This is a genomic window from Prosthecobacter fluviatilis, assembly GCF_055388355.1.
The window spans coordinates 2,461,585-2,475,489 of record NZ_AP043782.1 but is presented as its reverse complement, the minus strand read 5'-3'; the positions used below and the strand labels follow the sequence as shown (position 1 = coordinate 2,475,489).

The following is a 13,905-nucleotide window of genomic DNA, read 5'->3' as shown; positions in this document are numbered from 1 at the left end:
AAGAGGCGACCTGGACTGTAAATTCAGTGCTCATTGAGCCCTCCACGGAGCATTACCGTGACGCCGCACCACTCATTCATTTATGCTCACGAAACACGGGGCGCACGGCAGCAACTTCATACGCCGTTACAGGCCCACCGTGGCAGTCCCCGTGTTTTTCGTGGGTAGTTTCATTGCTTTTTACAAATGCAGGGAGAGCCAGAGCTCCGTTCGGTCTCATAAGCCGGGTTTGGCGGGTGCAACTCCCGTCCCTGCGTCCAATTTCATGGGCCTGTGGTGTAAAAGACCGCACGGCTGGGTGGCACCCAGCAGGAGACGGAGCGTTACCGTCCTCGTCCACCATCTTTAAAGAAGGTCCGTTAGCTTAGTCAGTTCAGAGCACCCGCCTGTCGAGCGGAAGGTCGCGGGAGCAAAGCCCGCACGGACCGCCAAAATTTCCATGGGACCGTAGTGTAGAAGACAGCACGGCTGGTTTGCACCCAGCAAGAGACGGAGCGTTACCGTCCGGCTCCACCATTTTTAGAATCCCCCGTGAGGTAAAGTAGCCTGTCGGCCTGTTACGCTGATCGTCGTGGTGCGAGTCCACGCCGGGGAGCCAATTATTCAAAGCCCGCAAGGTGTAAGAGACATTGCATACGCCGCTTCTAACGGCCGTGGTTCCAGGTGCAAATCCTGGTGTGGGCACCACTTTAATGGAGCACGTCCGGCACAGACGAGGAAACGGTCTTGAAAACCGCTGCGCCCTTATCAAGGCGTCCAGAGTGCGATTCTCTGGTGCTCCGCCATTTCGTTAACCTCTGCGATCAAACCGCAGCAAGGATTCGTGTATGACCAGAAGTCCGCTCGCCATGGCCACTGTGGCCAACGTTACTGCCTCAAGATCCCGTGATTGCGCCAGCCACCCGCAGAAGCTGGGCAGCAGTGCCGCTCCTACCATGGCTGCGCTGACTTGAAAGCCGATGGCGTGGGCGGCGCGTGCTTTGCCGAGCCGCTGCGGCGTTCGTGTCATTAAACACGGATAAATGGAAGCCAGTCCAAGACCGACGAGTGCCAGCGCTCCTGCTGAGAAAGGCGTGTTTGCGGCAAACAGCGCGGTGCCGAGGACTGCTCCCAGCATGCTCAGGCGCAGCAGCAGGTCGATCCCGAGCCGCTCAATGACAAAGCCAAATCCCACTCGACCGATGGCGATGCTGGCCCAGTAAATCGTCACCCACATGCCGGCAGTCTCTTTGCTCATGCTACGTGCTTCGTTCATCACTGTGAAACTCCACTGGCCCACAGTCACCTCGAGACCGGTGTAGATGAAAAAGAGCACCACATGCCCCCAGACACCGCCATGTTTCAAGGCATCGAGCATGCTCACCGAGGCCTCGGGTTCAGAAGTCGCGTTCGTCGTTTCGCCCGGAGTGTCCCAAAGTTTTCGGGTGTAAAAGAACAGTCCTGTTAGCAGGAGAAGCAGCGCGCCCACGGTCGCATAACCCGCCCGCCATTCTCCCAGTGAGACCAGCATGGAGGTCATGATCAGAGGCCCCAGGGTGGCGCCGATGCCATAGCAGGCATGCAGCCAGTTCATGTGACGTGGCGAGAAATGATTCGCCACATAATGATTCAGCCCTGCATCGATCGCCCCGGAGCCAAGCCCGTGCAGCAGCGCGCAGGTCGCAAACAAAGCCCATGCCGGCGCGACCGCATAGCCCAGGGCGCTCGCGGCCACCAGCAGGCTGCTCCCTGCCAGCAATGCCCCGATGCCCAATGACTTGAGCAGTTTTCCCGTGAGTAAACCTGAAACGAAGTAGCTCGCTCCCGCCCCAAAGAAGATCCATGCGATCTCGCTCTGCTGTCGGCCAAAAAAATCCCGCACTGAGGGCCAGGCCACACCGATGAGCGTGTCTGGCAGCCCCAGACTGATGAAGCCGAGATAGGCGGTCACCAGCAAGAGGCGGCGGGAAAAAGGTGGAGTGTCGTCGGATGGCATTTGTTAGCGGGGTAGTCTGATTGCAGAAGCTTCGTTTGTCGTTGCTGCCTTGAGTCCAGCTTTTGTTTCATACGTTTTTCATTCCTCTGTAGCTCAACAGCAGAGCAGCCGGTCGATAACTGGCAGAACGTGGAGCGTCACCACGCAGAGGGACCATTTTTCAAAGAACGCTGGATGGCTTAGACAGATGAGCGGCGGGTTGAAGTTCCGCACAGGTTGGCGCACTACCAACTCCAGCGACCATTTTCAATGCGGCATTGATGTAACAGCAACATGCGGGTCTTCCAAACCCATCACGTCGGGGCAGCACCGACATGCCGCACCAATTCATTGTGGTCATCGTCCAGCAGCAGGACGCAGCTATGCCAAGGCTGAGACGCCGGTGCGAGTCCGGCTGACCGCACCATTTGTCAAACTCCTCCGTGGCCGACGTAGAAAGGCACCCGTTTCGTAAACAGGACCATGTGGGCGCGAACCCCACCGGAGGATCCATTTCATGCAACACACCCTTCATAGTGTAACAGCAGCATTCCTTGTTGTGAACGAGGCGGTGCCGGGGCAGAACCGGCTGAGGGAACCATTTCTTTATATCGGATACGAGAGAGCCTGCAGCGCTCGCTTGCCTTGGAAGCAAGAGTAGCCCGGGGCAGCACCGGGGTATCCGACCACTTTCATTCGTGCGCAAGACAAAGAGCCGAGTCAGCGGTCCGCAAAACCGCATTACCCAGTGCGAGCCTGGGGTGCACGTCCATCCTTTTCATTCGGATACGAGAGAGCCAGCGAACTCGCTTGGTTTGGGACCAAGACAGGCCCGGGGCAGCACCGGGGTATCCGACCATTTCATTATTGGTCTGTAGCTTAAGAGTAGAGCGTCGGGCTCATAACCCGCAGGGTGCTGGTGCAAGTCCAGCCAGACCGACCATTTCAAGCATGGGGTAGTGAGCATGACAGGCGCGGATTCATTCCGTGCTGCTGTCTCCACGCCCATGCCAACCTAGCCTTGTAGCTCAATCAGCAGAGCATCCGCCTTTGAAGCGGAGAGTTGGTGGTGCGAATCCACCCGATGCCGCCATCCTTTATGCCCATGTAGTCCAATGCAGAGACAACCGCCTCAGAAGCGGTCCAGTGCGGGTGCGAGTCCTGCCATGGGCACCATTTTATGTCTCCGTAGCTCAGCAGACAGAGTGGCTGATTACGAATCAGCAGGCCGCAGGTGCGATTGGCTGCTGTGCAGCCTACGCAACCAGGCTTCGCATTTAATAGTGCGCTGCCGCGCATGGCGTTCCTGCCGGAGACACTTTTCGAGACTCCTGTAGCTCAATCGACAGAGCACCGCGCTTCGAACGCGGAGGTTGCGGGTGCAAGTCCTGCCAGGAGTGCCAGTCACAAGCCCATGTAGTCCAACAGCAGAGACAGCCGTTTCAAAAGCGGCCGAGTGCAGGTGCGAATCCTGCCATGGGCACTCATTCATCATGGAACGCCAACCGGACCAGCGTGCCGGGACTCGGTGCTAACGAGATCGTGCCGCCTTCGTGTGGTATGAGGAGCATGTCCTCGGCGTTCCGCATTTTTCAATGCCCACGAATGCAAAGTCGTCGCGCGACAGGTCCTTCAAATCTGTCTTAGCGGGTGCGAGTCCCGCTGTGGGTGCCAATTTACTTTTATCAACGGGGCGTCGGTGCCGGGAGGAAACTCAGAAACCGATGGGGGCATGGCCCCGACAGCCGGCGTGAGCCGGTCAGAGGCGAAGGTGCCTGAAAACCTTCGCGCCGTGAGGGATCACGGACAGTCCATGCAAGCCCAGGCTTCCCGCGAAAGCGGGCGATCATGGCCCCGAAGGCCGTGGTCGTTTTGGGAAAGCAGTGCGTCGTGGAACGAACGGCGGTTTAGATGCCCGGAAACGGGGAACATCAGCCGCCGGAGAGCAGCGGGTGGTGCCGGCCTCACGACCGACCAGACTGCGATCCATAAAGCCAAGGGTAGTGCCAGAAAACATCCGAGCCTTGTCGGCAAGGGTGATGGCGCAGAGCGAGAGGTGGCGGACGTGTGCAAGCACGGACGTTGTCTTGAGACTCCGTTGAGTAGCCGACAGGTGAAAGGCAGACGATGTGTGGCATTTCGCAGCCCAAAAGGCGGCGACAACCGCAGGACATCCGCATCGTCGCAGGTATGACTCGTAATCAGAAAAACGCAAAGAGGTGTCCGGCGTGACGAGTGAAATAGCTCAATCCTCCAGCCCCACGGGGCAATGGAGGCATCCGAGGGCCGCAAGCCCGGAGATGTCGGTGTGAATCCGCACATAAGGGGTAGCTCCCCTGCACGGCCGAAAGGTCGGTGGTAGGTGCAGCGCCGACAGTCGTCACGCGACAAGTGATAAGCCACACTTTAAAAAAGGCAGCTATGCTGTTCGACCCTGCAAGGCAGGGTGGATACGAGCCGAACCAGGGGCCGCAAACCCTTGGATAATGGCTCCAACGGAGCAGCACGCGAGGTGTAATCTCAGCCCTCGCTTTCTATTTTTTACACTCGCAGTCTGCATGACGGGACTGCACCAAGTTTCAAAAGCTCATGTAGCCCAACAGCAGAGGAACGACGTCGAGAGCGTCGCCAGTGCGGGTGCGAGTCCCGCTGTGAGCACCATTTTCGGTCCAAAGCTTAGACAGCGAAGCAGCCGGCTTTTAACCGGCATAGCAGGGTGCATGTCCCTGTGGACCGACCACCATTTCTACGCCTGCTGGCGAAACAGCATCACTTCTGGCGTACATCCAGAAATCGAGGGGGCAGCACCTTCACGGGCGACCATGCTTTTGCGGCAGTGAGAACGTAGTTCCTTCGTAGCAAGCAGTACAGCACTGGGTACGAGCCCAGACATGCGGGTGCGAATCCCGCCGAGATGCCGGTCCGCCGGTTTAACAACACTTCGTTCGTCTTCCTCCGCAATCATTTTTCCATTCAAGACTCTGAGGCAGTGAGGCCGGGGATACTCCGGAAATCGTGGGTTCAAATCCCATCATCCTCATGCAGGGTGAAGCCCTGGCCAATTTCCTCCTCAGATTCCGTTGATCCAATTTCGCGGCAGTGAAGACAGGATTTCTTCGCTCCAACACCAAACTGAAGTGCGATTGCCCATGAGTTGGGGTTCGGTGAAAGCCGGCCCCGGGTTCGATTCCCGGCCTTCTCAGTTAGAGCCTGTCTGCTTTTCTCCGCGATCCTTTTTTTGGGGCAGTGAGACTGGAGTTACTTCGACTCATAATCGGCTGGTTGCAGGTTCGAGCCTTGCCGGGTGCCCACAGGCATTTGTAGCTCAATGGTAGAGCAGCTGGGTGCCAACGCATCCGTTCTCCGGTCGCCTTTCTCCCCAAATCCTTTTCCGAAAATCAGGCAAATCATGCGGCAGTGATGCCAGGGGTACTTCGGGAGCCGGTCCGCTCGCAAGAGCGCCGGCGGCTTATCACGGGCCGTTTCCCTGGCAAACTTTCTCCGCATTCCACCCAGAAAATCAATATCATGAAATTCAACTTTCTCAAGAAACGCCCGCGTGCCGATACGCTCAACCTCGCGGGTGGCGAGGCATTTACCGAGACGCCCAAGCTGGAACTCGCGTCCCTCATGCTCACCTCCATGCTCAAGGATGAGTTCTACCGCAGCGGCGATGCCACCGCACAGCGCCTGCGAGAGCTCATCTCTGCCCAGAGCGACAAATGCTTCGTGGCCAAGGCTGCTCTGTATGCCCGCAAATCCGCCGGCATGCGCAGCGTGAGCCACCTCGCAGCGGCAGAGCTGGCCAGAAGTGTGAAGGGCCAGTCGTGGACGGCGCGGTTTTATGACCGTGTCGTGCATCGCCCGGATGACGCCATCGAGATCCTTGCCTGCTACCGCGGCTCGCATGGGAAGGTGATTCCAAATTCGCTCAAGAAAGGACTTGGCCGTGCCCTGGCGCGCTTTGACGAGTATCAGCTCGCGAAGTACCGCAAGGACAATGCCGACCTTTCGCTGGTCGATGTCGTGAATCTCGTTCACCCGCCTGCCACGGAGGCGCTGGGCAAGCTCGTCAAAGGTTCTCTGGCCGCAGCCGAAACCTGGGAAACCAAGCTCACGCAGGCCGGTGCTGCTGCGCAGAGTGACGACGATCTCGCCTCGCTGAAACGTGAGGCGTGGTCAGAGCTCATTCGCACGCGGAAACTGGGCTACTTTGCCCTGCTGCGAAACCTGCGCAATGTGCTCGAGTCGGCTCCTGAAGCTGTGAACGAGGCGCTGACGATGCTGCGCGATGAAAAACTCATCCGCAAATCTCTCGTTCTGCCGTTTCGCTTTCAGACTGCGCTCGACGCCGTGCAGGTCAGCCATCTGCCGCGTGCGGCTGATGCCCTGGCCGCTCTCAGCGACGCCGTGGACATCTCGCTCGCCAACGTGCCATCCTTTCCGGGGCGCACGCTTGTCGCACTGGATGGCTCCGGTTCCATGGCGGGCCGCCCGCTGCAGATCGGTTCGATCTTTGCAGCCACGCTGCTCAAGGCGAATGATGCCGACATCATTCTTTTCAGCGACGGCGCCAAATACGTCACGCTGAACAAGCGAGACAGCACGCTCTCGTTGGCCAAATGGCTGCAAGGCCAGGCGCAGTCGGCGGGTACCGACTTCCATTCCATCTTCCAGTGTGCGGACCGGGCGTATGACCGTGTCATCATCCTTTCTGACATGCAGGGATGGGCGGGGTACTACGCTCCCGTGGAGACATTTCGCCGCTGGAAGGAGCGCCACCGCTGCGATCCGAAAGTGTTCAGCTTTGACCTGAACGGTTACGGTTCGCTGCAGTTCCCAGAGCGCCAGGTTTGCTGCCTGGCAGGTTTCAGCGACAAAACGCTGGAGACTCTGAAGCTGCTGGACTCCGATCCAGGCGCACTGATCCGCATGATCGAAGCCGTGGAGCTTTGAGAAGCTGCCCGTCACTCAAGTGCGCCGCTCTTCATGGGCGGCGCACTTTTTTATTTCAATTCATTCCCCCCATCAAAAAAACCATGAAATCCAACAATGTCTCCGAACGCGTTCGAAGCGAGCTCTCCCGTCTCGAAACTGAGCAGGATGTCCGCGTGCTTTATGCCTGTGAAAGCGGCAGCCGTGCCTGGGGCTTTGCGTCCCATGACAGCGACTATGACGTGCGCTTTCTCTACGTGCACCGCCGCGAATGGTATCTCTCCATCGAGAGCCGGCGCGATGTGATCGAAGAGCCGCTCAGCGATGAGCTTGACGTGAGCGGCTGGGAGCTGCGCAAGGCGCTGCGCCTGCTGCGAAAAAGCAACCCGCCGCTTCTTGAGTGGATGAAGTCGCCGGTCGTGTATCATCACGATCCAGACTTTACCCGCGAGTTTGAAGAGCTGGCCGGGATGTTCTATTCGCCCCGGCGCTGTTTTGCGCACTATCTGCACATGGCCTCCGGAAACTGGAAAGCTTATCTGGAGGGCAGGGATCAGGTCAGTCTGAAAAAGTACCTCTACGTTTTCAGGCCGCTGCTGGCCTGCCGCTGGATCGAGCGCTCACTCGGCCAGGTGCCCATGCCCTTTCAGGAGCTGGTGGACGCCGTGCTCGATGAGCGCGAGGTCCGACTGGCGCTGGAGGCTCTCGTTGTCCGCAAACGTGCCGGCGATGAACTCAGCATGTCCGTGCCCGATGCCGTGCTTTCGCACTTTGTTGTCGCGGAACTGCAGAGACTCAAGGCGCTGAACGATCCCGAGGAATCCATGGGAGACCTGGATGAACTCGACCTCTTCTTCCGGCGTTACGCGCTGAGGAACTAGCAGGCGCTTCAAGCCCACCGGCAGCCTGGAAGGATTCCTTGTCTTTCCAGGCTGCCATTCATCCAAGAACGAACACCGCTGCCGGGAGGACCGTGCCCGCATTTTATCCATCCATGCCATGAAAGAACTCCTCACCAAATCCACCGTTCTGGTGCTCAACCGCAACTGGCAGGCCATAGCCGTGAAAACGCCGCAGGAGGCGTTCGGCATGATCGCGACCAGCGCGGCGACAGCGCTCGACATCGAAACGGACGGGAACATTCGCCCAGTGACATGGAAGGAGTGGCTGACACTGCCGGTGCGCGATGGGGACAACTCCATCGGCACCGTGAACGGTCCTGTGCGCGTGCCTTCCGTGCTGGTGCTGGCCCGCTATGACAGAGTGCCTAAAAAACGGCCCAAGTTTGGCGTGCGTGGCATCTGGGAGCGTGACGGCGGCGTGTGCCAGTACACGGGGCGCAAGCTGCGTCCTCACGAGGGGAACATCGACCACGTGGTGCCGCTCTCTCGTGGCGGACCCACCTCTTGGGACAACTGCGTCCTGGCAGACAAGCGAGTGAACAGCCGCAAGGGCAGCAAGCTGCCTGAGGAGGCCGGGCTAAAGCTGCTGCGACGCCCCGCCGTGCCCCGGGAACTGCCTGTGACTCAGCTGATCCGCAACACGCACCAGGTGCCGGATTGGGAGATGTTTCTGGCCAGGTGAAACGTGCTGCCGGGGGGAGGAGCCCTTTTCCGGCGGCATACGTCATTCCAGGAAGGAAACGATCTTGCCACTTGGCAAAAGGCAAACTCTCGCCAGCGTAACGGTCCAACATCAAGGAGCGGTCATACAAACGCCGCTTCTTCGTGCCGAAATTCCCAACTCAGGAGCTGTGCATGAATGAAACGTTGACCAAAACAACCGTACTGGTGCTGAATCGGCACTGGCAGGCCATCGACTCTAAAACGCCCGTGGAGTCCTTCAGCATGATGGCAGCGGGCAACGCAACCGCGCTGGACATCCACGCAGCCGGAGACATGAGACCCGTCACATGGGAGGAGTGGCTGAAACTTGAAGTCAGGGAGGGGGACAACAGCATCGGCACTGTGCACGGTCCCGTGCGTGTGCCCTCGGTGCTGGTGCTGGCCCGCTTTGACAAGGTGCCCAAGCGCCGCCCCAAATTCTGCGCCAAGGCGATCTGGGAACGTGACGGCGGCATGTGCCAGTACACGGGCCGCAAGCTGCGCCCGCATGAGGGCAACATCGATCACATCATCCCCGTCTCCCGCGGCGGCCTGAGCAACTGGGAGAACTGCGTGCTGGCGGACCGCCGCGTCAACAGCCGCAAGGGCAACAAGCTGCCCGAGGAGGCTGGTCTGAAACTGCTGCGCCGCCCGGCGGTGCCACGAGAGGTCCCCGTGACGCATCTTATCAAAAACCACCACCGCGTGCGCGACTGGGAGATGTTTCTCGCAGGCGGCACGGGAGTTTTTGAGGTGTAGTTTTGCTCAGCCCAGCTTGGCGCCCAGCTTTTTCAGCATGGCCTCAAGCATGCGGCCGTACTTGATGTAGCTGTCATACTGCTCCTTGGCCTTCTGCTCAGGGGAGAGCGTGTCTGCAGCACCTGCACCGTGGAAGACCACGGCGACGTGGGGCTCGATGCTGATGTAGCCGTTGTAGCCCGTTTCGACGAGGTCTTTCATGATGCGCTCGGTCTGGCCTTCGCCTTCGCCGGGGAAGGTGTAGACGGCGTCGTTCTTGGTCTTGTCCCAGATGCCATCTTTGACATGGACGTGGGCCATGAAGGGCTTCACGGCCTGGTACATCTCCCAGGAGTCTTGTTTGGAACCGGGCTTGTCGCGGTCGTCGATGAAGACCGGGTTGCCGGTGTCAAAAACCCACTTCATGCCAGGCACGGCCTCGGCCATGCGCTTCACGTAGGTGGGGCTCATGCCGCCCCAGTTCATGCAGTTTTCATGCACGACGGTGAGTCCGGCGTCTGCGAAGCGCTTGTTCACCTCGTTCATGCGCTTGATGCGCTCCGGGGCAAACTGCTCCTCCAAATCTTTGCCGGACTCGTCTTTGCAGACGGCGTAGCTCATCACGCGGATCAGCTTGGCACCGAGGCGCTGCATGCGAGGGATGGCGCGGCCGATTTCGGCCTCGGTGATGCTGAAGTCGTCGGTGATTTTCTTGGCCCAGTTGCCGATGAGGGAGCCGAAGCCGCTGACCTTCATGTTTTTCTCTGCCAGACGAGCGACGACCTTGTCGAAGACGGCATCTGGGATCTCGTGCAGATTTCCTTTCACGCCTTCGAACTCAACGACACGTGACTCAATGCTGTCCCAGCCGAGTTCCTGGTGGGCCTGGATTTGCACATCCAGGGATGCGCCTGCTTCATCTGCGATGCCGGTGAGTTTGATCATGGTCTGGGTGGGGTATTCGGGTGGGTAGGATTGATGGATGCAGAGAGCGGGAGCGCAAGGTCTGGCTTTGACAAAACGCGCTTCAGCCGGGCATCCCTGCGGTGCAGAGTGAAAATCTCAGGCCAGCAGACCGGCTGCGCTCTGCCAGTGCACCGCTGCGGCCTGCGCAGGGCTGAGCGCAGACTCCTGCATTTTGAGGCGTGCGGACTCCCAGTAAAACACAGGTGCGAAAGATCCAAAAACGAGGCGCTCCTGTGGCCAGGTTTTGAGCAGGTTTTCCACGCCGCCCACGCCCTCGATCATTGCGAAGTCGAGCCACACATTGGTGCAGTTTTGCAAATGACGCAGCAGCATGGCGGCATTTGCATTGAGGAGCATGATGCGCATGTCCTTCATCTCCTGCAGCATGGTGGAGAGCGGTGTGAGATCGACAGGGGACACGCGGACCCGCGGGTGCTGTGTGCGCTCATCTTCCATCTGCACCACCAGCTGAATCAGGAGCCGGTGCTTCAGAGCAAGGGGGAGCAGTTCTCGAAAGGCAGGGGCCTGCAAATCATAGCCGTGGTAGTTCGGATGCAGGCGAAGCACACGCATGCCGTGATCTTCCGCGCAGCGCTGCACATCATCCTGCCAGTCTGGCAGGGAGAGGTTTATAGTGCCGCAGGGACGCAGCATGGTACCCTGGCAGGCCTGGGCGAGATCACGGTTCACGACGGCCACGTCACGCCGGAGGAGTCCCTCAAAGGCACCGGCCCAAGCCTCCGTCACTCCGCGGGCGGCCAGGCTTTGAACAAACGAGGCTGTATTTTCGGCACCCAGCTGGCGAAACGGATTTTCCCCAAGGTAAACGTGGCAGTCGGTCAGTTTCAGATCTTCGGCTGAGTGCAGGGATGATGCGGCCAAGGCAGCGCTGGCGCGAAGCATGAAGTTCCGGCGGTTCATGCCGGTAGTTTGGGCTGTTCGGCGGCGGTGAAAAGCATTTCCTCCTGCCTTGCGCAGTTTTTGTGAGTGCGTAGTCTATCTGCATAATCCGATGAACTGGTACTATGACAACGCGGGTGCAGCCGAGGGGCCGATGGATGACCAGGCCATGACCGAACTGGCGCGTGCCAAAAAACTGGCCTCGGATTCACTTGTCTGGCATGCAGGACTGGAGGCCTGGCAGACGGTGGCTGCACTGGCGCCGACGTGGTGGGCTGCGTCGCTCCCGACTCCTGCCGGCATACCTGCTGCTAATGTGGCGGCCAGGAAGCTAGGCAATGATGCTTCAGACGCAGGCGCGCGCCGGCTGGCTGGGCCCAACGCGCCAAACACGACGGCCACCGAGCCCAAGGCGGCAGGAGGCTTCCTGCGGCGTCTCTTCGGCTTCGGCAAAAAGAAAGACTGAGATCAGGCCTGGATGCCTTTGGCCTGCAGGATAGGCCGCATGAGGCTGCGCAAGTTGTCGCAAAAGATCTTCTGTTTGTCGGCGTCGCTGATCTGTGCACCATGGACTTTCGCCAGCTGGCTGGCAAAGCTCCGCCCGCCGCAGTCGCTGCCATATATGACCCGCCCGGCGCCAAGCTCACGCACCGCCATTTCTGTAAAGCCTGCTGTGGGGTCTGAGCCGGCGAGGTCGGCATACAGGTTGGCCTGGGCCCGGATGGCTCGAATGCCCAGCTCCCAGGTGCCGCCCGTGTGGCCGCAGATGATGGGCACATCGGGGAAACGTTTTGCCAGCGCGACGAGGTCATCCGGTGTCGATTCACCGGGATAGTTGGCGGTGGTCTTGAACCAGGTGTGCTGGAAAATGACGGCTTTCAGCTCAGCGGCGCGGCGGATGATCGAGTCGATGGCGGCCACGTTGCATCTTTCTGCCACCCACAGTTTGACTCCCACCATCGGACCATTGGCCACGCAGCGCTCCAGTTCCGCCAGGCTTGCCTCGGGATGCTTGGCGCTGAGGTACACGAAGCCAAAAGCGCGGTCAGGATATTTGGCAATGGCGCGCAGCACTTCGCTGTTTTGCTGAACCAGATCGGCCGGCGTGGGGTCCTGCGACCACTTCAGGCCCATGTAAACGCACAGTCTTTCGATGCCCATGCGGTCGGCGTAGACGAGCAGCGCCTTGAGGCGTTCCTCGGGCGTGAGGCCGGGTACGCCGGACATGTGACAGTGCAGATCCCAGATGCGCATGCGGATGATGGTTGCGGCTCAACGGCGCAAGGCATGGTTTGTGCCGTGGCAGGGGAGGCCGTAAAATAAACGCCGATCTGCAGCCATGCATTGCAGAAGAAATGGGCGCCAGGGCACAGCTTTTCTTTGCGGGTGTGTGGCTGCGCTTCATTCTGCCCGCATGTCCACCACCAAGCCTACCGACGTCCGCGTCACAGCCGCCGAAGTTTATTTCCTGCCCATCACTATGCGTGTGCCGCTGAAGTTTGGCCCCGAAACCGTGACCAATGCGGTGTGCCTGCGGGTGCGTGTGACGGTGGCTGACCGCAGCGGCAAAACTGCGCAGGGCTGGGGCGAGACGCCGCTGAGCGTATCCTGGGTGTGGCCCAGCAGCCTGAGCGTGGCGGTGCGTGCGCAGCGCATGCAGGACTTTTCCACGCTGCTGGCCACAAGGCTGGTTGAGAGCGGATTTGCCGGCCATCCGATGGAGATTGGCGCGGACTTCATGCATGGTCCGCTGGCGGCCACCTTGAAAGAGGCCAATGCGGCGGCAGGCGGTGATGAGATGCCTTACCTGGGCTCTCTGGTGGCGTTCAGCGCTTTCGACATCGCCGTGCATGACGCCTATGGGGTGCTGCACAACCGTGACATCTATTCGACCTACAATGCGGAGTTCATGAGCCGTGATCTTTCCGCCTACATCACGCCGGAGGAGGACAGCGGGATCGATTTTAAAGGACGTTACCCGCAGGACTATCTGGTGATGGACGCGCCGAAACAGCTCCCGGTGTGGCATCTCGTGGGCGGTGTGGATGCGCTGGAGGCGGCAGATCTGACCGGTGCAGAGCCCAAGGACTTACACCCGCTGCTGCTGGCGGACTGGATCAAGCGCGATGGCTTGAAGTGCCTCAAGGTCAAGCTGCGGGGGACGGATGCGGCCTGGGATTATGAGCGCATGCAGCGCATTGGCCGCATCGGTTTTGCCGGCGGCGTGAAATGGCTGAGCGCCGACTTTAACTGCACGGTGAAGGAGCCGGGATATGTGAATGACATTCTCGACAAGCTGCTGCGTGACGAGCCGGAGATCTACGCCCGCACCTTGTATGTGGAGCAGCCGTTTCCGTACGATCTTGAAAAGCATCAGATCGATGTCCGCAGCGTGTCAGCGCGCAAGCCGCTGTTTCTGGACGAAAGCGCGCACGACTGGGAGTTTGTACGTCTGGGTCGCCGGCTAGGCTGGTCCGGTGTGGCGCTGAAGACCTGCAAGACGCAGACCGGCGCGCTGCTGAGCCTCTGCTGGGCCAAGGCGCATGGAATGCCGCTGATGGTGCAGGACCTGACGAATCCGATGCTGGCCATGATCCCGCACGTCCGCCTTGCCGCACATGCGGGCACGATCCAGGGGGTGGAGTGCAATGCCATGCAGTTCTACCCCGATGCCTCGCTGCCCGAGCAGGAGATTCACCCCGGCCTGTTCCAGCGGCGCAATGGCATCGTGGACTTGAGCACGCTCAGCGGCCCGGGATTTGGCTATCGAGCGGATGAAGTGAAGCGCAGCCTGTAAGCAGACTCTGC

10 protein-coding genes and 10 tRNA genes are annotated in these 13,905 nt (G+C 59.7%); 16 read left to right on the top strand and 4 right to left on the bottom strand.

Translation table 11 applies throughout. The features are described 5' to 3' along the window. Positions 1-353: 353 nt before the first annotated feature. Both ACZ5WW_RS09630 and ACZ5WW_RS09625 read left to right on the top strand, forming a co-directional pair. Positions 354-431 (top strand) — tRNA-Asp (locus ACZ5WW_RS09630). A 10-nt stretch (positions 432-441) separates the two neighbouring features. Beyond that, positions 442-516: transfer RNA gene (locus ACZ5WW_RS09625), tRNA-Ala, on the top strand. Positions 517-790: 274 nt separating this feature from the next. Here ACZ5WW_RS09625 and ACZ5WW_RS09620 read toward each other — a convergent pair. Next, complete coding sequence (locus tag ACZ5WW_RS09620) at positions 791-1,975, bottom strand: MFS transporter (protein ID WP_377164756.1); 1,185 nt, start codon at positions 1,973-1,975, stop codon at positions 791-793. A 332-nt stretch (positions 1,976-2,307) separates the two neighbouring features. Here ACZ5WW_RS09620 and ACZ5WW_RS09615 point away from each other — a divergent pair. The 12 genes from ACZ5WW_RS09615 to ACZ5WW_RS09560 all read left to right on the top strand — a co-directional run bounded on the left by ACZ5WW_RS09615 (position 2,308) and on the right by ACZ5WW_RS09560 (position 9,252). Then, a tRNA-Gly gene (locus ACZ5WW_RS09615) sits at positions 2,308-2,381 on the top strand. Positions 2,382-2,391: 10 nt separating this feature from the next. Continuing rightward, positions 2,392-2,467 (top strand) — tRNA-Thr (locus tag ACZ5WW_RS09610). A gap of 355 nt (positions 2,468-2,822) precedes the next feature. Beyond that, positions 2,823-2,897: transfer RNA gene (locus ACZ5WW_RS09605), tRNA-Ile, on the top strand. A 158-nt stretch (positions 2,898-3,055) separates the two neighbouring features. Continuing rightward, positions 3,056-3,130: transfer RNA gene (locus tag ACZ5WW_RS09600), tRNA-Leu, on the top strand. Between the two features lie 11 nt (positions 3,131-3,141). Then, positions 3,142-3,208 (top strand) — tRNA-Arg (locus ACZ5WW_RS09595). 73 nt (positions 3,209-3,281) lie between these two features. Then, positions 3,282-3,357 (top strand) — tRNA-Arg (locus tag ACZ5WW_RS09590). 7 nt (positions 3,358-3,364) lie between these two features. Then, positions 3,365-3,437, top strand: a tRNA-Leu gene (locus ACZ5WW_RS09585). A 1,102-nt stretch (positions 3,438-4,539) separates the two neighbouring features. Continuing rightward, a tRNA-Leu gene (locus ACZ5WW_RS09580) sits at positions 4,540-4,615 on the top strand. A gap of 867 nt (positions 4,616-5,482) precedes the next feature. Next, the gene (locus ACZ5WW_RS09575; protein WP_377164758.1) at positions 5,483-6,910 is read left to right on the top strand and encodes a TROVE domain-containing protein; all 1,428 of its coding nucleotides are present in this window, start codon (positions 5,483-5,485) and stop codon (positions 6,908-6,910) included. 83 nt (positions 6,911-6,993) lie between these two features. Continuing rightward, positions 6,994-7,770, top strand: a complete 777-nt coding sequence (locus ACZ5WW_RS09570; protein WP_377164760.1) for a nucleotidyltransferase domain-containing protein — start codon at positions 6,994-6,996, stop codon at positions 7,768-7,770. A 118-nt stretch (positions 7,771-7,888) separates the two neighbouring features. Further along, entirely contained in the window at positions 7,889-8,473 is a 585-nt protein-coding gene (locus ACZ5WW_RS09565; RefSeq protein WP_377164762.1) for an HNH endonuclease, read from the top strand. A 173-nt stretch (positions 8,474-8,646) separates the two neighbouring features. Then, the gene (locus ACZ5WW_RS09560; protein WP_377164764.1) at positions 8,647-9,252 is read left to right on the top strand and encodes an HNH endonuclease; all 606 of its coding nucleotides are present in this window, start codon (positions 8,647-8,649) and stop codon (positions 9,250-9,252) included. Between the two features lie 6 nt (positions 9,253-9,258). On the opposite strand, the gene ACZ5WW_RS09555 is transcribed toward ACZ5WW_RS09560, so the two are convergent. Together ACZ5WW_RS09555 and ACZ5WW_RS09550 are read right to left on the bottom strand one after the other, a co-directional pair. After that, positions 9,259-10,176 carry a sugar phosphate isomerase/epimerase family protein gene (locus ACZ5WW_RS09555; protein ID WP_377164766.1) on the bottom strand — a complete coding sequence of 306 codons (918 nt, stop codon included), beginning with the start codon at positions 10,174-10,176 and terminating at the stop codon, positions 9,259-9,261. Positions 10,177-10,293: 117 nt separating this feature from the next. Further along, positions 10,294-11,118 carry an amidohydrolase family protein gene (locus ACZ5WW_RS09550; protein ID WP_377164768.1) on the bottom strand — a complete coding sequence of 275 codons (825 nt, stop codon included), beginning with the start codon at positions 11,116-11,118 and terminating at the stop codon, positions 10,294-10,296. 91 nt (positions 11,119-11,209) lie between these two features. Here ACZ5WW_RS09550 and ACZ5WW_RS09545 point away from each other — a divergent pair, with 91 nt between their 5' ends. Next, positions 11,210-11,563 (top strand): DUF4339 domain-containing protein, encoded by a 354-nt coding sequence (locus ACZ5WW_RS09545; RefSeq protein WP_377164771.1) that lies wholly within the window; start codon positions 11,210-11,212, stop codon positions 11,561-11,563. Positions 11,564-11,565: 2 nt separating this feature from the next. Here the strand turns inward: ACZ5WW_RS09545 and ACZ5WW_RS09540 are convergent, their stop codons facing one another. After that, entirely contained in the window at positions 11,566-12,351 is a 786-nt protein-coding gene (locus ACZ5WW_RS09540) for an amidohydrolase family protein (RefSeq protein ID WP_377164773.1), read from the bottom strand. 160 nt (positions 12,352-12,511) lie between these two features. Between ACZ5WW_RS09540 and ACZ5WW_RS09535 the strand changes: the two genes are divergently transcribed. Continuing rightward, positions 12,512-13,894, top strand: a complete 1,383-nt coding sequence (locus ACZ5WW_RS09535; RefSeq protein ID WP_377164775.1) for an enolase C-terminal domain-like protein — start codon at positions 12,512-12,514, stop codon at positions 13,892-13,894. Positions 13,895-13,905: the final 11 nt, after the last annotated feature.

Bases quoted from the DNA above. Each gene is read 5' to 3' on its own strand.
- ACZ5WW_RS09575 (WP_377164758.1), top strand. From the start codon at position 5,483: ATGAAATTCAACTTTCTCAAGAAACGCCCGCGTGCCGATACGCTCAAC.
- ACZ5WW_RS09535 (WP_377164775.1), top strand. From the start codon at position 12,512: ATGTCCACCACCAAGCCTACCGACGTCCGCGTCACAGCCGCCGAAGTT.
- ACZ5WW_RS09555 (WP_377164766.1), bottom strand. From the start codon at position 10,176: ATGATCAAACTCACCGGCATCGCAGATGAAGCAGGCGCATCCCTGGAT.
- ACZ5WW_RS09565 (WP_377164762.1), top strand. From the start codon at position 7,889: ATGAAAGAACTCCTCACCAAATCCACCGTTCTGGTGCTCAACCGCAAC.
- ACZ5WW_RS09560 (WP_377164764.1), top strand. From the start codon at position 8,647: ATGAATGAAACGTTGACCAAAACAACCGTACTGGTGCTGAATCGGCAC.
- ACZ5WW_RS09545 (WP_377164771.1), top strand. From the start codon at position 11,210: ATGAACTGGTACTATGACAACGCGGGTGCAGCCGAGGGGCCGATGGAT.
- ACZ5WW_RS09620 (WP_377164756.1), bottom strand. From the start codon at position 1,975: ATGCCATCCGACGACACTCCACCTTTTTCCCGCCGCCTCTTGCTGGTG.
- ACZ5WW_RS09570 (WP_377164760.1), top strand. From the start codon at position 6,994: ATGAAATCCAACAATGTCTCCGAACGCGTTCGAAGCGAGCTCTCCCGT.
- ACZ5WW_RS09550 (WP_377164768.1), bottom strand. From the start codon at position 11,118: ATGAACCGCCGGAACTTCATGCTTCGCGCCAGCGCTGCCTTGGCCGCA.
- ACZ5WW_RS09540 (WP_377164773.1), bottom strand. From the start codon at position 12,351: ATGCGCATCTGGGATCTGCACTGTCACATGTCCGGCGTACCCGGCCTC.